Annotated in this window: 14 protein-coding genes; 6 read left to right on the forward strand and 8 right to left on the reverse strand. The window is 64.7% G+C overall.

Annotated elements, in window-relative coordinates; all coding sequences use genetic code 11:
- The coding region (gltB, locus tag Q8R73_RS02290) for a glutamate synthase large subunit (protein WP_305717935.1) at window positions 1-4,555 on the forward strand (4,555 nt) is incomplete at its 5' end.
- Between the two features lie 153 nt (window positions 4,556-4,708).
- Complete coding sequence (locus tag Q8R73_RS02295; protein ID WP_305717936.1) at window positions 4,709-6,166, forward strand: glutamate synthase subunit beta; 1,458 nt, start codon at window positions 4,709-4,711, stop codon at window positions 6,164-6,166.
- Window positions 6,167-6,296: 130 nt separating this feature from the next.
- Here the strand turns inward: Q8R73_RS02295 and Q8R73_RS02300 are convergent, their stop codons facing one another.
- Window positions 6,297-7,358: a sensor histidine kinase gene (locus Q8R73_RS02300; RefSeq protein ID WP_305717937.1), complete on the reverse strand. Its 1,062-nt coding sequence runs from the start codon at window positions 7,356-7,358 to the stop codon at window positions 6,297-6,299.
- A 230-nt stretch (window positions 7,359-7,588) separates the two neighbouring features.
- Window positions 7,589-8,542 (reverse strand): zinc metalloprotease HtpX, encoded by a 954-nt coding sequence (htpX, locus tag Q8R73_RS02305; RefSeq protein ID WP_305717938.1) that lies wholly within the window; start codon window positions 8,540-8,542, stop codon window positions 7,589-7,591.
- Window positions 8,543-8,817: 275 nt separating this feature from the next.
- On the opposite strand from htpX, the gene Q8R73_RS02310 reads away from it, so the two are divergent.
- Entirely contained in the window at window positions 8,818-9,186 is a 369-nt protein-coding gene (locus Q8R73_RS02310; RefSeq protein WP_305717939.1) for a BA14K family protein, read from the forward strand.
- 92 nt (window positions 9,187-9,278) lie between these two features.
- On the opposite strand, the gene Q8R73_RS02315 is transcribed toward Q8R73_RS02310, so the two are convergent.
- Window positions 9,279-11,006, reverse strand: a complete 1,728-nt coding sequence (locus tag Q8R73_RS02315; RefSeq protein ID WP_305717958.1) for an outer membrane beta-barrel protein — start codon at window positions 11,004-11,006, stop codon at window positions 9,279-9,281.
- A gap of 203 nt (window positions 11,007-11,209) precedes the next feature.
- Between Q8R73_RS02315 and Q8R73_RS02320 the strand changes: the two genes are divergently transcribed.
- A complete protein-coding gene (locus Q8R73_RS02320; protein WP_305717940.1) occupies window positions 11,210-12,229 on the forward strand; it encodes an SIS domain-containing protein in 1,020 nt (339 codons plus the stop codon).
- A gap of 56 nt (window positions 12,230-12,285) precedes the next feature.
- Here Q8R73_RS02320 and Q8R73_RS02325 read toward each other — a convergent pair whose 3' ends face one another.
- Complete coding sequence (locus Q8R73_RS02325; protein ID WP_305717941.1) at window positions 12,286-12,828, reverse strand: carboxymuconolactone decarboxylase family protein; 543 nt, start codon at window positions 12,826-12,828, stop codon at window positions 12,286-12,288.
- Between the two features lie 73 nt (window positions 12,829-12,901).
- On the opposite strand from Q8R73_RS02325, the gene Q8R73_RS02330 reads away from it, so the two are divergent.
- Window positions 12,902-13,240, forward strand: a complete 339-nt coding sequence (locus Q8R73_RS02330) for a helix-turn-helix domain-containing protein (RefSeq protein WP_305717942.1) — start codon at window positions 12,902-12,904, stop codon at window positions 13,238-13,240.
- Between the two features lie 95 nt (window positions 13,241-13,335).
- Here the strand turns inward: Q8R73_RS02330 and Q8R73_RS02335 are convergent, their stop codons facing one another.
- The 3 genes from Q8R73_RS02335 to hemH form a co-directional block, all read right to left on the reverse strand.
- Window positions 13,336-13,782, reverse strand: a complete 447-nt coding sequence (locus Q8R73_RS02335) for an NfeD family protein (protein ID WP_305717943.1) — start codon at window positions 13,780-13,782, stop codon at window positions 13,336-13,338.
- Between the two features lie 121 nt (window positions 13,783-13,903).
- Window positions 13,904-14,899 carry an SPFH domain-containing protein gene (locus tag Q8R73_RS02340; RefSeq protein WP_305717944.1) on the reverse strand — a complete coding sequence of 332 codons (996 nt, stop codon included), beginning with the start codon at window positions 14,897-14,899 and terminating at the stop codon, window positions 13,904-13,906.
- Window positions 14,900-15,114: 215 nt separating this feature from the next.
- The gene (gene hemH, locus Q8R73_RS02345) at window positions 15,115-16,128 is read right to left on the reverse strand and encodes a ferrochelatase (protein WP_371126010.1); all 1,014 of its coding nucleotides are present in this window, start codon (window positions 16,126-16,128) and stop codon (window positions 15,115-15,117) included.
- Between the two features lie 179 nt (window positions 16,129-16,307).
- Here hemH and Q8R73_RS02350 point away from each other — a divergent pair, with 179 nt between their 5' ends.
- Window positions 16,308-16,706, forward strand: coding sequence for an MAPEG family protein (locus Q8R73_RS02350; RefSeq protein WP_305717946.1), 399 nt, complete (start codon window positions 16,308-16,310; stop codon window positions 16,704-16,706).
- A 700-nt stretch (window positions 16,707-17,406) separates the two neighbouring features.
- Here Q8R73_RS02350 and Q8R73_RS02355 read toward each other — a convergent pair.
- Window positions 17,407-17,841, reverse strand: a complete 435-nt coding sequence (locus tag Q8R73_RS02355; protein ID WP_305717947.1) for a thioesterase family protein — start codon at window positions 17,839-17,841, stop codon at window positions 17,407-17,409.
- Window positions 17,842-17,891 lie beyond the last annotated feature (50 nt).

Raw genomic sequence — 17,891 nt, forward strand, 5'->3', positions numbered from 1 at the left:
CAAGAAGTCGCATCAGATCGTCGCCGATGCGCTGAGCATTCTGTGCAACCTCGAACACCGTGGCGCGGTCGGCGCCGATCCGCGCGCCGGCGACGGCGCCGGCATCCTGGTGCAGATTCCGCACGCATTCTTCGCGCGCAAGGCGGCCGAACTCGGCTTCACCCTGCCGAAGCCGGGCGAGTACGCGGTCGGCGCGCTGTTCATGCCGAAGGAAACGGCGTGGCGCAAAGTCATCAAGAGCATCATCGCCGACCAGATCAGGGACGAGGGACTGGTGCTGCTGGGCTGGCGCGAGGTGCCTTCCGACAATTCCTCGCTCGGCGAAACCGTCAAGCCGACCGAGCCCGCGCACATGCAGGTGTTCATCGCCCGCAACGGCGCGGCGAACAACGAGGACGACTTCGAACGGCGGCTCTACATCCTGCGCAAGTCGATCTCGCCGGCGATCTACCAGCGCCGCGACCGCGGCCTCGCCGGCTATTACCCGGTGTCGCTGTCGTGCCGCACCGTGGTCTACAAGGGCATGTTCCTGGCCGACCAGCTCGGCAAGTACTATCCCGATCTCTCCGAGCCCGATTTCGACAGCGCGCTGGCGCTGGTGCACCAGCGATTCTCCACCAACACCTTCCCGGCCTGGTCGCTGGCGCATCCGTACCGGATGATCGCCCATAACGGCGAAATCAACACGCTGCGCGGCAACGTCAACTGGATGGCGGCGCGGCAGGCCTCGGTGCATTCGGAACTGTACGGCAAGGACATCAGCCGGCTGTGGCCGATCTCCTACGAAGGACAGAGCGACACCGCCTGCTTCGACAACGGCCTCGAATTCCTGGTGCAAGGCGGCTACTCGCTGCCGCACGCCGTGATGATGATGATTCCGGAAGCCTGGGCCGGCAATCCCCTGATGGATGAAGAGCGCCGCGCGTTCTACGAGTATCACGCCGCCATCATGGAGCCGTGGGACGGCCCCGCCGCGATCGCTTTCACCGACGGCCGCCAGATCGGCGCCACGCTCGACCGCAACGGCCTGCGCCCGGCGCGCTATCTCGTCACTTCGGACGACCGCATCATCATGGCGTCCGAGATGGGCGTGCTGAAGATTCCGGAAGAGAGCATCATCACCAAATGGCGGCTGCAGCCCGGCAAGATGCTGCTGGTCGACCTCGAACAGGGCCGCCTCATTCCCGACGACGAGATCAAGGCGCAACTGGCGAAGAGCCATCCCTATCGTGCCTGGCTCGACCGCACCCAGATCGTGCTGGAGGAACTGCCTGACGCTCCGACCAAGGGCCTGCGCTCCAACCTGCCGCTGCTCGATCGCCAGCAGGCGTTCGGCTATTCGCAGGAAGACATCACAATCCTGATGGCGCCGATGGCCTCGACCGGCGAGGAAGCCAACGGCTCGATGGGCAACGACACGCCGATCTCGGCGCTGTCGGACAAGCCGAAGCAGCTGTTCACCTATTTCAAGCAGAACTTCGCGCAGGTCACCAACCCGCCGATCGATCCGATCCGCGAAGAACTGGTGATGAGCCTGGTCTCGATCATCGGGCCGCGGCCGAACCTGTTCGACCTGCAGGGCCTGGCCGGCACCAAGCGGCTCGAGGTGCGCCAGCCGATCCTGACCGATGCGGATCTGGAGAAGATCCGCTCGATCTCCGAGGTCGCCGAGAGCCATTTCAAGTCGCGCACGCTGGACACCACCTTCCACGCCGGCTTTGGCTCGGCGGGCCTCGAGCAGGTGCTGGACGAACTCTGCGCGCGCGCCGAAGCCGCGGTTCGCGAGGGCATCAACATCGTCATCCTGAGCGACCGCGCCGCGGGCTCCGACCGGATTCCGATCCCCTCCCTGCTGGCCTGTGCCGCCGTGCATCATCATCTGATCCGCACCGGCCTGCGCACGTCGGTCGGCCTCGTGGTCGAATCCGGCGAACCGCGCGAGGTGCATCATTTTGCCTGCCTCGCCGGCTATGGTGCCGAGGCGATCAACCCCTATCTCGCCTTCGAGACCATCATCTCGATGAAGAACAGTCTGCCGGCGGCGCTCGACGACTATGAGATCGTCAAGCGCTACATCAAGTCCATCGGCAAGGGTCTGCTCAAGGTGATGTCGAAGATGGGCATCTCGACCTATCAGTCCTATTGCGGCGCGCAGATCTTCGACGCCGTCGGGCTGAAGGCGGATTTCGTCGCCAAGTATTTCGTCGGCACCCACACCCGCATCGAGGGCGTTGGGCTGGCCGAAATCGCCGAGGAAACCACGCGCCGCCACGCCGATGCGTTCGGCGACGCACTTGAATACAAGACCGCGCTCCATGTCGGCGGCGAATATGCCTACCGCACCCGCGGCGAGGACCACGCCTGGACCGCCGACTCCGTCTCCGCGCTGCAGCATGCCGTGCGCGGCAACTCGCTGGAGCGCTACCGGGCGTTCGCCAAGATCCTCAACGAACAGTCCGAGCGGCTGCTGACGCTGCGCGGCCTGTTCAGGATCAAGACCGCGGAGGACGAAAAGCGCAAGCCGGTTCCGCTCGACCAGGTCGAGCCGGCCAAGGACATCGTCAAGCGCTTCGCCACGGGCGCGATGAGCTTTGGCTCGATCTCGCGCGAGGCGCACACCACGCTGGCGATCGCCATGAACCGGATCGGGGGCAAGTCCAACACCGGCGAAGGCGGCGAGGAGAGCGATCGCTTCAAGCCGATGCCGAACGGGGATTCGATGCGCTCGGCGATCAAGCAGGTCGCCTCCGGCCGGTTCGGCGTCACGACGGAATATCTCGTCAACGCCGACATGATGCAGATCAAGATGGCGCAGGGCGCCAAACCAGGCGAAGGCGGCCAGTTGCCCGGTCACAAGGTCGACGCCACCATCGCGCGTGTCAGGCATTCGACGCCCGGGGTCGGACTGATCTCGCCGCCGCCGCACCACGACATCTATTCTATCGAGGATCTGGCGCAGCTGATCTACGACCTCAAGAACGTCAATCCCGAGGGCCAGGTCTCCGTCAAACTCGTCTCCGAAATCGGCGTCGGCACGGTCGCCGCCGGCGTTGCCAAGGCGCGCGCCGACCACGTCACCATCGCCGGCTTCGAGGGCGGCACCGGCGCGTCTCCCCTCACCTCGATCAAGCATGCCGGTTCGCCGTGGGAAATCGGCCTCGCCGAGACCCACCAGACCCTGGTGCGCGAGCGGCTGCGCAGCCGCATCGTGGTCCAGGTCGACGGCGGCTTCCGCACCGGACGCGACGTCGTGATCGGCGCGCTTCTCGGCGCCGACGAATTCGGCTTCGCTACCGCGCCGCTGATCGCGGCCGGCTGCATCATGATGCGCAAATGCCATCTCAACACCTGCCCGGTCGGCGTCGCGACGCAGGATCCGGTGCTGCGCAAGCGCTTCACCGGCCAGCCCGAGCACGTCATCAACTATTTCTTCTTCGTCGCCGAGGAAGTCCGCGAGATCATGGCCGCGCTGGGCTACCGCAGCTTCAACGAGATGGTGGGCCAGACCCAGATGCTCGACCAGTCCACGCTGGTGGCGCACTGGAAGGCCAAGGGGCTCGACTTCTCGAAGCTGTTCGTTCGCCAGAACGAGTTGCCGGGCCAGAAGATCTATCATTCGCAGAGCCAGGACCACCATCTGGAGGCGGTGCTCGATCGTACCCTGATCGAGAAGGCGCGGCCTGCACTCGACCGCGGCGCTCCGGTGAAGATCGAGGCCGACATCAACAACACCGATCGAAGTGCCGGCGCGATGCTGTCGGGCACGGTGGCGAAGATCTACGGCCATGCCGGCCTGCCGCACGACACCATACAGGTGAATTTCAAGGGCACCTCGGGCCAGGCCTTCGGCGCCTGGCTGGCGCGAGGCATCACCTTCACGCTCGAAGGCGAAGGCAACGACTATGTCGGCAAGGGCCTGTCCGGCGGACGCATCATCATCAAGCCGCCGCGCAATTCGGGCATTGTGCCGGAAGAGTCGATCATCGTCGGCAACACCGTGATGTACGGCGCGATCGAGGGCGAATGCTATTTCCGCGGCATCGCCGGCGAGCGGTTTGCGGTGCGCAACTCCGGCGCGGTCGCGGTGGTCGAGGGCGCCGGTGACCATTGCTGCGAATACATGACCGGCGGCATCGTCGTGGTGCTCGGCAAGACCGGGCGCAACTTCGCCGCGGGAATGTCGGGCGGCGTCGCCTATGTGCTGGACGAAGCCGGCGACTTCGCCAAACTCTGCAACATGGCGATGGTCGAACTCGAGCCGGTGCTGTCGGAAGAGATGATCAACCAGAACACCTATCATCAGTCCGGCGATCTCGATGCGCATGGCCGGGTCGACGTGTTCCAGAACCTTCTGGAATCCGATGTCGAACGGCTGCATGTGCTGATCACCCGCCACGCCAGGCTGACGGACTCGAAGCGCGCCGCCGATATTCTGGCGAACTGGAAGACGTATCTGCCGAAGTTCCGCAAGGTGATGCCGGTGGAATACCGCCGCGCGCTGAAGGAAATGAAGGCGAGTGCCGACGCGGAGCCGAAAATCGCGATCGGGGCGTAGACATCACCAAGCGTCCTTCCGGGACGCGCGACGCGGGAACCTCAGATGTGCGAATGCACATCGGGGAATCGCAAGGGCATCATCGAGATTCCGGGTCTGCGCCTGCGGCGCATCCCGGAATGACGGAGCAAGGGTTCAGGGGCGTCTGGTTAAATGGGCAAGATTACAGGTTTTCTCGAGATCGACCGCCACGACCGCAAATACGCGCCGGTCGCCGAGCGTTTGAAGCATTATCAGGAATTCGTCGTTCCGCTGAGCGAGAAGGAAACCCGCGACCAGGCGGCGCGCTGCATGAATTGCGGCATTCCCTATTGCCACGGCACCGGTTCAGTGGCGCCGGGCACGCCGGGCTGCCCGGTCAACAACCAGATTCCCGATTTCAACGATCTGGTTTACCAGGACAACTGGCAGGAAGCCTCGCGTAACCTGCACTCGACCAACAACTTCCCCGAATTCACCGGCCGCATCTGCCCGGCGCCGTGCGAAGCCTCCTGCACGCTCAACATCGACGACAACCCGGTCACCATCAAGACCATCGAATGCGCTATCGTCGACCGCGCCTGGGACAACGGCTGGCTGCCGCCGGAAATCGCAGCGAACAAGACCGGCAAGAAGATCGCGGTGGTCGGGTCCGGCCCGGCCGGCCTCGCCTGCGCGCAGCAGCTGGCGCGCGCCGGGCATGAGGTGCATGTCTACGAAAAGTTCGCCAAGGCCGGCGGACTGCTGCGCTATGGCATTCCCGATTTCAAGATGGAGAAGCACGTCATCGACCGGCGCATCGCGCAGATGGAAGCCGAGGGCGTGGTGTTTCATTACGGCAGCCCGGTCGGCGGCAGCGCGCCGGGCGCGCTCGATCCGCAAACCCTGCTGACCGAATATGACGCGATGGCGCTGACCGGCGGCGCCGAGGCCGCGCGCGACCTGCCGATCCCCGGCCGCGACCTCGCCGGCATCCACTTCGCAATGGATTTCCTGCCGCAGCAGAACCGCCGCGTCTCCAGCGAGCCGCTCGGCGGGGCTGCGGAGATCCTCGCCACCGGCAAGGACGTCGTCGTGATCGGCGGCGGCGACACCGGCTCGGACTGTATCGGCACCTCGTTCCGGCAGGGCGCGAAGTCCGTGACGCAAATCGAGATCATGCCGGCTCCGCCAGAGCACGAGAACAAGGCCCTGACCTGGCCGAACTGGCCGATGAAGATGCGGACCTCGTCGAGCCAGGCCGAAGGCGCCAAACGCGATTTTGCCGTGTTGACGCAGAAGTTCGCAGGCGACAACGGCCAGGTCGCCAAACTTCATTGCGTGCATGTCGATGACAAGTTCAAGCCGGTCCCCGGCTCGGAATTCGAGCTCGACGCGCAGCTGGTGCTGCTGGCGATGGGTTTCGTGCATCCGGTGCATGAGGGCCTGCTCAAGACCCTCGGCGTCGACCTCGACCCGCGCGGCAATGTGCGCGCCAACACCTCGGACTATCTGACCTCGCGGCCGAACGTGTTCTCCGCCGGCGACATGCGCCGCGGGCAATCGCTGGTGGTCTGGGCGATCCGCGAGGGCCGGCTGTGCGCGCGCTCGATCGATCAGTTTTTGATGGGGACGACCAACCTGCCGAGGTAGCTCGACTGTCGTCCTCCGCGAAGGCGGAGGACCCAGTATTCCAGAGCCGTCAATTATGAACCGAGAAGCCGCGGCGTACTGGATACCCCGCCTTCGCGGGGTATGACGCCATCGGAAGGTACACCACCGGCTATCTCGTCAGCCGATCCTTGGTCATCTTCAGCGTGACAATCACGCCTTCGGGATTCCAGTCGCAGCTGATCGATCCGCCGAGCTGGACGTTCATGCCGCGGTTCAGCAGCTTGCTGCCATATCCGCCATCACCGGTCAGAGCCTGCACCGGCGGGCCGCCGCTCTCGGTCCAGACCACCGTCACCTCGGTGTCGTGGGGGGCACAGGAGATGTCGAGGACTCCTTCAGGCGATGACAGCGCGCCGTATTTGAGCGAGTTGGTGGCGAGCTCGTGCACCACCAGCGCCAGTGTCGTCGCCGCCTGTTCGCCGACACCCATCCGCGGCACCGAGACCCGGACGCGGCCGCTGAAGGCTCCCATGTCGTCATAGGGCGCCAGCAATACCGTGAACAGGTCGCCGAGCAGCGCCGCCTTGCCACCCTGGCCCGGAAGCGGACGAACCAGGTCATGGGCCCGGCCCAGCGCAGTCAGCCGATTGGTGAGTTCCTGCGCCATATCCGCGGTCGTCTTGGCGGAACGTGAGGTGATCGCCGTCAGTCCGGTCGCGATCGCCAGCAGATTCTTGACCCGGTGGCTCATTTCGCCGGCCAGCAGCTCGTGGCCTTCCTCGGCCTGCTTGCGGCCGGTCACGTCGATGAAGATGCCGAACATGATGCGTCCGACGATACCGGCATCGTCGCCCTGCCCGCGGGCCGATATCCAGCGCACCTCTTCGCCGACCATGATGCGGAAATCGATTTCATAGGGGCCAACGATGGCGCGAGTCGCGGCAAACGCAGCTTTGACCCGGTCGCGATCCGCCGGATGAATATGGGCCGAGAGGTCATCGAACGACACATCGTCGCTGATCGGCACATTCCACAGCTGAAAGGCACGCTCATCCATCGTGAAGCGGTTGGTGTCGACGTTCCACGACCACAGGGCGACTCCGGCCGCCGTGATGGCGAGGCGAAGATGTGCGGAATTCCACTCCGGCAATCCGGAATTCTCGATTGGCCGCGTCCCACCCTGTGGAGCCGGACTCGCGCTCGCCGTGCCGCCCTGTGCCAGCAATGCCATGTCGTTTCCAGCTTTCATGAACTTGGCGCGGACGATCGACGGGATAAAATCGCCGGGTATGCCGCGGAACAGTTTCTGAGGACCATCGATCGGTCGGAAGATTGGCGCCAGATAACCAATCCATCGGACGTGAAAAGGTTCCGATCGGATCTGCGCAATGACACGTCTAGGCCGGGCCTAAAGCCCGGCCGGACGCAGCAGTGCGGCAGTCTAGCGCTTCTGGAGCACCATCAGCCCCACGGCCCGCGCGGCGCCACGCCGCTGCCGCGGGGAGCGGTCCATGGGCCGCGGCGCGGCGATGGCACCTGACGCGCCGACGGCGGCGTGCCTGACCCGGACCCGAGTTCGGCGGCGAGCCGCCGAAGTTCGGCGATACGGTTCTCGGTCGACGGGTGAGTCGAGAACAGATTGTCCATGCCGCGACCCGACAGCGGGTTGATGATGAACATGTGCGCGGTCGCCGGATTGCGCTCGGCCTCCTCGTTCGGAATCACGTGCGCGGCATTCGAGATCTTGACCAGCGCCGACGCCAGAGCCATCGGCTGCCCGACGATGCGGCCGCCGAGATCGTCGGCGGCATATTCGCGCGTGCGACTGATCGCCATCTGCACCAGCATGGCGCCGAGCGGCGCCAGAATCATCATCGCGATCGAACCGATGATGCCGGGGCCGTGGTTGTTGTCGCGGTTGCCGCCGAAGAACATGCCGAACTGCCCCAGCATCGAGATCGCACCGGCGATCGACGCGGTGATGGTCATCAGCAGCGTGTCGTGGTTCTTGATGTGGGCCAGCTCATGGGCGATCACGCCGGCGAGCTCCTCGCGGTTGAGCGACTGCACCAGCCCCGTGGTTACGGCGACGGCGGCATTTTCCGGATTGCGGCCGGTGGCGAACGCATTGGGCTGCGGATTGTCCATCAGGAACACGCGCGGCATCGGCAACCCGGCCCGGCCGGCCAGCGTGGCCACCATGTTGACGAGTTCGGGCGCGCTGCGCGCATCGACCTCATGGGCGCCGTACATGGAAAGCACCATGCGGTCCGAGTTCCAGTAGGCGAACAGGTTGGTGGCCGCCGCGACCAGAAGCGCGATGGTCGCGCCACCGGCGCCACCGATCAGATAACCGACGCCCATGAACAGGGCCGTGAGACCGGCCAGCAGGATCGCGGTTCGAAAATAGTTCATCTCTTTCTCCCTGATGCCGGCGGCACAGCCCGCGGCATACACAGAATCAATTAGATTTCCTTCCGGGCGGTTCAAGGCCGCCGGGTGCGTCGCCGCGTCGCGGCGGGGGGTGGTGAGCGTCCTGGCGCCCGAAAGTCGGGCCAATCGGCCGATTCCGGCCATATCGGCGCCGGAAACCCGACTTTGAGAGCTCACCCACGATACCGCTTGATCCAGGACAAGGCAGGTGTTTGCGTGGGGCGGCATCATGCGAGAATCACAGGAAAGGTAACGATATGGCAGTACAGAAATCCGGCGCGCGCAAGCTCGTCACCCGCGTGCTGGCGGCAGGGGTCCTGTTGTCGATGTACGCGTTCGGCGTGGTTGCCACCACCGGCGCTATGGGCGTCTCCTCCGCCTATGCGCAACGCGGCCGCGGTCGCGGGGGTGGTGGACGCGGGCGCGGACGGGGCGGCGGCGGCAATGTCGGCCTCGGCATCGGTCTTGGAATCGGCGCGGCCGTGATCGGTGGCGCAATCGCGGCGAGCGCCGCAGAGCAGCAGCGGCGCGACGCCATCGGCTACTGCATGCAGCGCTTCCGGTCGTACGATCCGCAGAGCATGACCTATATGGGTACGGACGGCTACCGCCACCCGTGTCCGTAACAGACGGCTGCCGACGCGACGATCACAGAACCCCGGCCTGGCGCCGGGGTTCTTTTGTATGAGGATGGTGCGCGCGACAGGAAACGCCGGTTCTAGTGCTGCAATCTCACGCCCAGCATCACCACCGTCGAGGCGGTGCTGTTGCCGACGATGCTGGAGTCGAGCCAGTCGCGGCGCAGCGTGCCCTTGAGCCAGATGCTGCGGTTCAGCTTGTAGATCAGGTCGCCGGAGACCGAATAGAAGCGGTCGAAGCGCGCGTCGCCCTGATAGTCCTGGGTGCCCCAGGTGAATTTTCCGATCGCGGTCAGCCAGCGGCGGAAATCGTGATCGACTTCCACCGTATAGGTATTGGTCAGCACCCCGGAGACGCCGGGCACCGTGGTCTCGTCGATCGAGGTGGTGGCGAAGAACTTCGCCGTGGTCAGCGGCGTCGCCACCCACACCAGCGAGGCTGACGTCAAAAGTCCCTGCAGCGGCAACAGCCGCGGGTCCTCATAGGTGCGCGCCGCCCAGCCGATCGCGAGTTCGCCGGTCAGGATCCGCGAGAACTCGAAACTGGTGCCGGCGCGTACCGATCCCCCGCTGGAATTGCGTTGATAGCCGTTGCGATCGGCCAGCTGGTCATGGGAGCGGACGTTGCCGACGATCTCGCCGAATGGTTTCAGGCCTGGAATCAGATCGTAGCTGACGCGGCCGAGACCGCCGAACTGGTTGTAGTTGCGGTCATCGTTGCTGGACGACGTTCCGTCGGTGAGTTTCGATGCCGTGTAGACGGTGCGGTCGGTGGTGAGGCCGGCGGACAATTGCAGGCGGTTGAAATTCTGGTCGACGCCGAAGGTGCCGCCGAGCGTGGTGTAGATCGGATAGCGCTGCAGGCCGGCCTGGATGTTCGGGCTGCCGGGATTGTCGGTGGCGACACGCAGGCGTCCCTGCCCGGTGAGGCGGAAGTCGCGGCTGACGTCGAGCCGACCGTCGATATGGCCGTCAAAATCCGGCCGGTCGACCACGACCGGCGCCGAGGAGATGGTGCCGTCGGTCGGCGGCGGAAAGGTGGTGCCGTAGCCGGTGAACGATCCACGCAGATCGGCGACGACCGCGTGGCGCTGCCACTCGGAGACGGCGAGGAATTCCGGCGCCACCACATAGAACGACGAGCCCTTCGGCGCCACGGTGCGGCGGGGATTGGTGTCGAAGCCGCCGCGCAGTTCGACTGCCGACTTGATCAGAAAGCTGCCGGCGTAATCGCCGATCGCGCCGAACGGATCGTCGTCCACCCGGAGCCGCTTGCGTGGTGGCTGGCCAGCCACCGTGCCGGCCATCGCCGGCGCGATCGGCGTCTTGTTGGCGGAATCCGACGGCGGGATCGACAGCCGCACCCGCCCGTTGGCGGGCAATGGCTGCGGCGGCTTGCTACCGGGGCCCGGCGGGGACCTGGGCCTGGCCTGGCCTGGATAGTATTTTGCCTTCTTCTTCGTCCGGTTGAGCGAGTCATACCCGGACGTCGAGGCGCCGCTGGCTGCGGGGAGACCGTAGGTGGGAATCGCACCTACCCGGGATTTCGCGGGCACGTCCTTGTCGCGCAGCCGCGCATCATTGGCGGCATCACTGGTGCGGTCGGTCGACTCCCCGGTACGGCGCAGCGGCGAATCCTGCGGCGAGACGAAGCCGTCGCGGGCCGGGCGGAACAGGTCGGGGGTCAGGGTCTGGGCATAGAGCGGGGTCGCAGCGACGGCGATCAGCGCAAGGATCAGCGCAAGGCATGGCGATAAGACGCGCAAAACCGCTACGCGTCCGCGACGGCCCTTGGCTGGACCCGACATCACGATGAAAAATACTCCAACAAATCCATTTACTTAGGCAGCGTGCTCCGCAAACGGCGGCGTGCCCGCGTGGAACCGGCGTTAATGGAGTTAAAACAATTATGGTTAATGAGCCGTTGAGAACCGGGCGCCGCGTCGCAACGCCGTCCCGTGCGTGCTAAGGAAGGGTCCGGGGCGGACGGCCCCAGTTTCCGGAATCACGCATGGCTCCCTCGAAACCGCTGATGGCACAATCATCCGGCACCGACCTTGCGAGCGCCGCCGTACAGTCCGGGCTGCGCACGCTCGATACGGAAGCCAGCGGCATCGCCGCGATCTCGGCGGCCCTGCAGGGGCCGCTCGGGCCCGCTTTCACCGCCGCCGTCGACCTGATCCGCGACGCCAGGGGCCGAGTCATCGTCACCGGGCTCGGCAAGTCGGGCCATGTGGCGCGCAAGATCGCGGCGACGCTGGCCTCCACCGGAACGCCGGCCTTCTTCGTACATGCCGCCGAAGCCAGCCATGGCGATCTCGGCATGATCACATCCGACGACGTCATCATCGCGCTGTCGTGGTCCGGCGAGCAGCCCGAGATGAAGAACCTCGTCAATTATTCCGGTCGCTTCGCGATTCCGATGATCGCGGTGACCTCCAGCGCCGCCTCCTCGCTCGGCGAGGCCGCCCGCATCGTGCTGGAACTGCCGAAGGCGCGCGAGGCCTGTCCGCACAATCTGGCGCCGACTACCTCGTCGCTGATGCAGGCCGCGATCGGCGACGCGCTGGCCATCGCGCTGCTCGAGGGCCGCGGCTTCACCGCGCTGGAATTCGCCAACTTCCATCCCGGCGGCAAGCTCGGCGCGATGCTGAAATTCGTCCGCGACATCATGCATACCGGAGACGCCATCCCGGTCAAACCGCTCGGCGCCAAGATGTCGGACGCGCTGGTGGAGATGTCGACCAAGGGATTCGGCTGCGTCTGCATCGTCGATGCCGGCGGCGAAATCGCCGGCATCATCACCGACGGCGATCTGCGCCGCCACATGCGCCCCGATCTGATGACCGCCGATGTCGACGAAGTCATGACCAGGAATCCCCGCACCATTCCGCCCGGCATGCTCGCCACCGAAATGCTGGAGACGATCCATTCATCGAAGCCGGCGGTGACGGTGCTGATCGTCGCAGAAGGCAGGAAGCCGGTCGGCATCGTGCATGTGCACGACGTGCTAAGGGCTGGCGTGGCGTAGCGTAGCGGACGCTCTGTCATTCGGGTTCGCGCCTTCGACGCGCCCCGGAATGACGATTACGCCTCCGGAAACCGCGCCGCGCTCTTCTCCAGCGGCAGGGCCAGCCCGTTGGCGAGATACGACACCGTGCGATAGAAGCCGCACAGCAGCATGATCTCCAGAATCTTCGCCTCGTCGTAATGCGCCGACAGCGCCGCGAATTCAGCGTCGCTCAACGTGGCACGCAGATGCAGCGCGTCGACCGCCGCGATCAGCGCCTGCTCGGCAACCGACCAGCTGGGATCGTTGGCCTCGCCCAGCACGGTGGCGCGGACCTGTTCGTCGGTGAGACGGGCGGCGGCGGCGAAGGCCGCGATATGGACGCCCCATTCGTATTCGCATCCGGTCCGCGCGCAGGTGCGGTCGATGACGATTTCGCGCTCGCGCAAGGTCAGCGGGCCGCGGTCGAGCAGGCCGCCGGCGGAAAATTTCTGCCAGGCGCGCGCGCTCACGGCGATGGTGCGGAACAGCAGCAGCGGCGGTGCGCCGCGCATGATGCGGTCGAACTGCTCGCGGATCTCCGCCGCGTAAGGCGGCTCGAGCGGCGCAAGACGTGACATCGGCAACTCCATTTGCTACAATAAACGTAGCACTACGCTACATTATTTGTAGCAAACGGCAAGGGGGCCGCCGATGCCGAAACAGGGTTCAGCCATGAAAAAACGCGCCGTCCGCGGCTCGAGCTCCGGCCGCCCGGTGATGGCGCTGCTCGACCTGCTGGGCCGGCGCTGGAGCCTGCGCATCATCTGGGAGCTTCGCGACGACCGCGCGCTGACCTCGCGCGCGTTGCGCACCGCCTGCGACGAGGCCTCGCCGACCGTGCTGCAGGCACGGCTGTCGGAACTGCGCGAAGCCGGCTTCGTCGAGCTTGTCGCCGGCGACGGTTACCGCCTCACCGGGCTCGGAAAGGATCTCGCGGAAAATTTCCTGCCGCTGTACCGCTTCGCCGAGCGCTGGAGCAAGCGTGCTTAGGCCCGTCATTCCGGGGCGATGCGCAGCATCGAACCCGGAATCTCGAGATTCCGGGTTCAGCCCTGCGGGCTGCCCCGGAATGACGATGTGGAAGATCACGCCGCCGCCACCGTCAGGCTGGCGCCGTCGGCCTGCACGATTCTGACCCGGCTGCCGGCCGGCGCATCGGGACCGGCGACGCGCCAGATCGTATCGTCGATCTTGACTGTGCCCGAGCCGTCGATGATCGGCTTTTCCAGCGTGAACACCCGCCCGACCAGCGCGTCGGTGCGCTTGTTGAGAAACGGGTTGCTCTGGCTGACGCCGCTGTTGCTGCGCGCCACCCGCCGCCACAGCGGCACCGCGGCGACGGCGAACACCGCGAACATCAGCAACTGGGTCTGCCAGGACGGATCGATCGCGAATGACAGCAGCCCGACCAGCAAGGCGGCGAGCCCGAGCCAGAACAGGAAGACGCCGGGCGCCAGCAACTCCAGCGCCATCAGGACGAAGCCGAAGATCAACCAGTTCCAGGTGCCAAGCGTCGAAAATATCCCGGTCATCGCGTGACCCTCTGTTCTTTCTCGTTACCAAACTCGTCGACAAATCGGCAGTGCGCCCCCTCTCCCGCTTGAGGGGGAGGGAAAAGAGCCTGCGCCATCGCACTCATCATCGAACCAACTCTCAACGTTGCGGCGTCACCGGCGGCGGGGTCGGGCCGGTGTTGGGCACCGAGGCGCGGCGGGCGGCCTGGGCGGCAACCGCGCCTTCGCCAAAGGTCGCTTTCGCGATCTCGCCGATGCCGGCCAGCGAGCCCAAAATGCTCATCGCCTCGATCGGCAGCATGATGATCTTCTGGTTCGGCGAGTCTGCGAGCTGCCCGAACGCCTTGATGTATTTGTCGGCGATGAAATAATTCAGCGCGGCGACGTCGCCTTTTGCGATCGCCTCGGAGACCATCTGCGTCGCCTTGGCTTCGGCTTCGGCGGAACGCTCGCGCGCCTCGGCGTCGCGGAACGCGGCTTCGCGGCGGCCTTCGGCCTGCAGGATCTGGCCCTGCTTGGCGCCTTCGGCACGCAGGATCTCCGACTGGCGCTGGCCTTCGGCCTGCAGAATGTCGGCGCGCTTGACGCGCTCGGCCTTCATCTGGCGGCCCATCGCCTCGACCAGATCGGCCGGCGGCACGATGTCCTTGATCTCGATGCGGTTGACCTTCATTCCCCAGGGCGACACCGCGGCATCCACCACGCGCAGCAGGCGCTCGTTGATCTCGTCGCGGTGCGACAGCACTTGGTCGAGGTCCATCGCGCCCATCACCGAGCGGATGTTGGTCATGGTCAGCACGATGATCGCCTGATTGAGGTCGGACACCTCGTAGCTGGCCTTGGCGGCGTCGAACACCTGATAGAAGGCGACGCCGTCCACCGTCACGGTGGCGTTGTCCTTGGTGATCACCTCCTGCTCGGGAATGTTGATCACCTGCTCCATCATGTTCATCTTGCGGCCGACGCGGTCGAAATAGGGAACGATGATGTTCAGGCCCGGCGACAGCGAGCGGGTATATTTGCCGAACCGCTCGATGGTCCAGTCGTAGCCCTGCGGCACGGTCTTGACGCCGGCAAACAGCGTGAAAATGACCAGCAGCACGAACGCGATGGCGAAGATGTCAAAACCGCTCATAAATCCTCCAAAGCCGCAACGTCGGCTGCATGCGGACGTATCATCGATAGGTCTGAAGACCGGCCGCGCCGGTTCAGTATAACCTTTTTAATGGGAGGTAGGGCGGGGTTTGGCGGTCGCCAGGGGGCAACGCCCGAACGGCGGCCAAATGTCTCTTTTCGGTGACGAAGCCGCCGGCATCGCTTGGATCGCCGAATCCAGCCGTTGATCCGGCCTCAGATCCAGCCTTGCAGCTCCCGCAGCACCAGTTGGCGGATCACGTCCATGCCGGGATCGCTGTCGTTCAGGCAGGGAATGGCTGCAAATTGCTCGCCGCCATTGTGCTCGAAAATCTCGGCGTTTTCCTGCGCGATCTCTTCAAGGGTTTCGAGGCAATCGGCCGAAAAGCCGGGGGTCACCACCGCGATGCGGCGCACGCCGTCCTTGGCCAGCTGCTCGATGGTCTTGTCGGTGTAGGGCTGCAGCCATGCGTCGAAGCCGAAGCGGGACTGGAAGGTCAGCATCAGCTTCGAGGCATCGAGGCCCATGCGCAGGCGCAAGGCGTCCATGGTGGCGGCGCACTGCGCCTGATAGGGATCGCCCTTGTCGATGTATTTCTGCGGCATGCCGTGGAACGAGGCCAGGATCAGCTCGGGCTCGAACGGCAGGGTTTTCAGATGCGCATCGATCGAGACCGCCAGCGCCTCGATATATTCCGCATCGACGTAATAGGGCGGCGTGATCCGCAACGTCGGCTGCGCCCGCATGCCGGCGAGCACGCGAAACACCTCGTCGCAGACGGTGGCGGAGGTCGCCGCCGAATATTGCGGATAGAGCGGCACCACCAGCAGCCGGTCGCAGCCCTGCGCGGTCAGCGCCGCGATCCGGGACGCGATCGACGGATTGCCGTAGCGCATCGCCCAGTCGACCACGACATGGTCATGGTCGGCGATGGCGGCGGCGAGCTTCCCGGACTGCGCGCGGGTGATGGTCTTGAGCGGGGATTCGTTCTTCTCGGTATTCCAGATCTTCTGGTAGTCGCGCGCCTTGCGGCCGGGGCGCACCTGCAGGATGATGCCGTTCAGCACCAGTTTCCAGAACAGCCCCTGGTTTTCGATCACCCGGGGATCGGACAAGAACTCCCTGAGATAGACCCGCACGCCGCGCGCGTCCGCGCTGTCGGGAGTGCCGAGATTGACCAGCAGGACGCCGACGCGTCCCGGGCTGATTCCAGGCGCGGCATCAGACATGGCCTCAGGCTTGGCTTCGGGCCTGGGCTCGGGTTTGGCGGTTTGAATGGCTTCGACGGCTGTCATGGTGCCCGTGGCTTCGCGCGTTGGGGTATTCTTGTCAAGATAATGGCGCTTTCGATATTGTCACGATTTAGCGGGAATATGCGGGTCATCGCCATGCCGCATCGGGGGAAACCATGACGATCGCCGAATGGTGCGTTTTCGGAACGCTGATGCTCTATTTGCTGACGATCGCACCGATCAAGTGGATCGGGTTCCGCCGTTTCGACAATGCCAGACCGCGCGACCCCGGCTTCTACGAGGACCCGATCGCCGCGCGCGCGCTGGGCGCCCACCAGAACGGTATCGAGGCCTTTCCGTTCTTCGCCGTGGCCGTGCTGCTGGCGGAATTCCGGGCGGCGCCGCAGCACCTCATCAACGAGTTGGCGATGCTGTTTTTGATCGTGCGGATCGCCTACGTCTTCACCTATCTCGGCAACCGCTCCACGCTGCGCTCGATCCTGTGGAGCATCGGCTTTGCGATCAATATCGGCATCTTCTTCCTGCCGGCAATCCGGCACTGGTTGCCGGGGTGAGGCACCTGCCGTCATCACCCGCATGCGGGTGATCCAGTATTCCAGAGAACAGCAGTGATTGAATCGATAGGCCCCGGCGTACTGGATACCCCGCATGCGCGGGGTATGACGACTGAACAAGACTCCGCCTTCTCGCGGCATGAATTGCCCGAGGTTTGCCTGTCGTTTCTCCCTCCGATGAGGGAGCAGGGAATGCCGGATGCGCGCTGCACCCGCGGTCTCGTGTGCAAAATGCACGAGTAAATGCGCACACGAGCATACAGGGCAGCGGAGAACATCCGACATTCCCTGCGCAATGGCTTTACGGCTTATCTCGCGCTCACCCCGGAGTATCGGGCTCTTCTCGCCTCCGTCGCCTACGGATAGCTGGCTCGTCCGCGCCCGGTCGGGCCGACTTGCCTTCCGCAGACTTGACGCCGACCACTGAGGCGTCAGGTCCACACGATTTTGCCGTACGCTCCGGCACCGTTCGTCTGCCCGATCTGCAATCGCTCACGGAGTTTATCCCGCCCTGCGATTCCATTCCGCGCACGATGCCTAGGCGTCCACCGCATCCCATCCCAACGTTCGGTGACGATGGCCAACGCCCCTTCCTCAGGAACAGGATGGGTGAGTCGTAACGGTGTTTCGGGTTTCCGGAAGAGCGAAATTTTACCCGACGGGTTGATTTGTCGCAGGCGACGTTGCGTTCAACGCGGCGTCAGGCCAGATGCGATTCGCGCCTGGCGATGGAATCCCGGATCGATGTCGTGATCGGGACCGGGCGATGGGTCTTCTGATCGGTGTAGACCCAGACGACCTCGCCGGTCACCAGCGCATCATTGCCGTCCTTCAGGAAGATGGCGAGTTCAAAGGTGAGACTTGTGTTGCCGATCCGCGCCACCCGCGCGCCAACGTCCAATTCCCAGTCGAACCGAACCGGCGCCTTGTATTCGATCAGTGACTTGACGACGTGGAAATCGATGCCGGTCGCTTTAGAATCGGCATACTGGTCATAGCCGAGGGCGCGAAAATATTCGGTGATGGTGGTGTCGAAATAGGTCAGATAATGCGCATTGAACACCACGCCCTGGCCGTCGATCTCGGAATACCGCACCCGGAACGGGTGGAAGAACCAGAATTTCTCGCGTGACATGAATTTCCCGTTGCGCTCTGCTTGTTGATTTATGACGATCCCGGTGCAGC

This window comes from Bradyrhizobium sp. (genome assembly GCF_030697065.1).
In the GTDB taxonomy this organism is placed as follows: Bacteria; Pseudomonadota; Alphaproteobacteria; order Rhizobiales; family Xanthobacteraceae; genus Bradyrhizobium.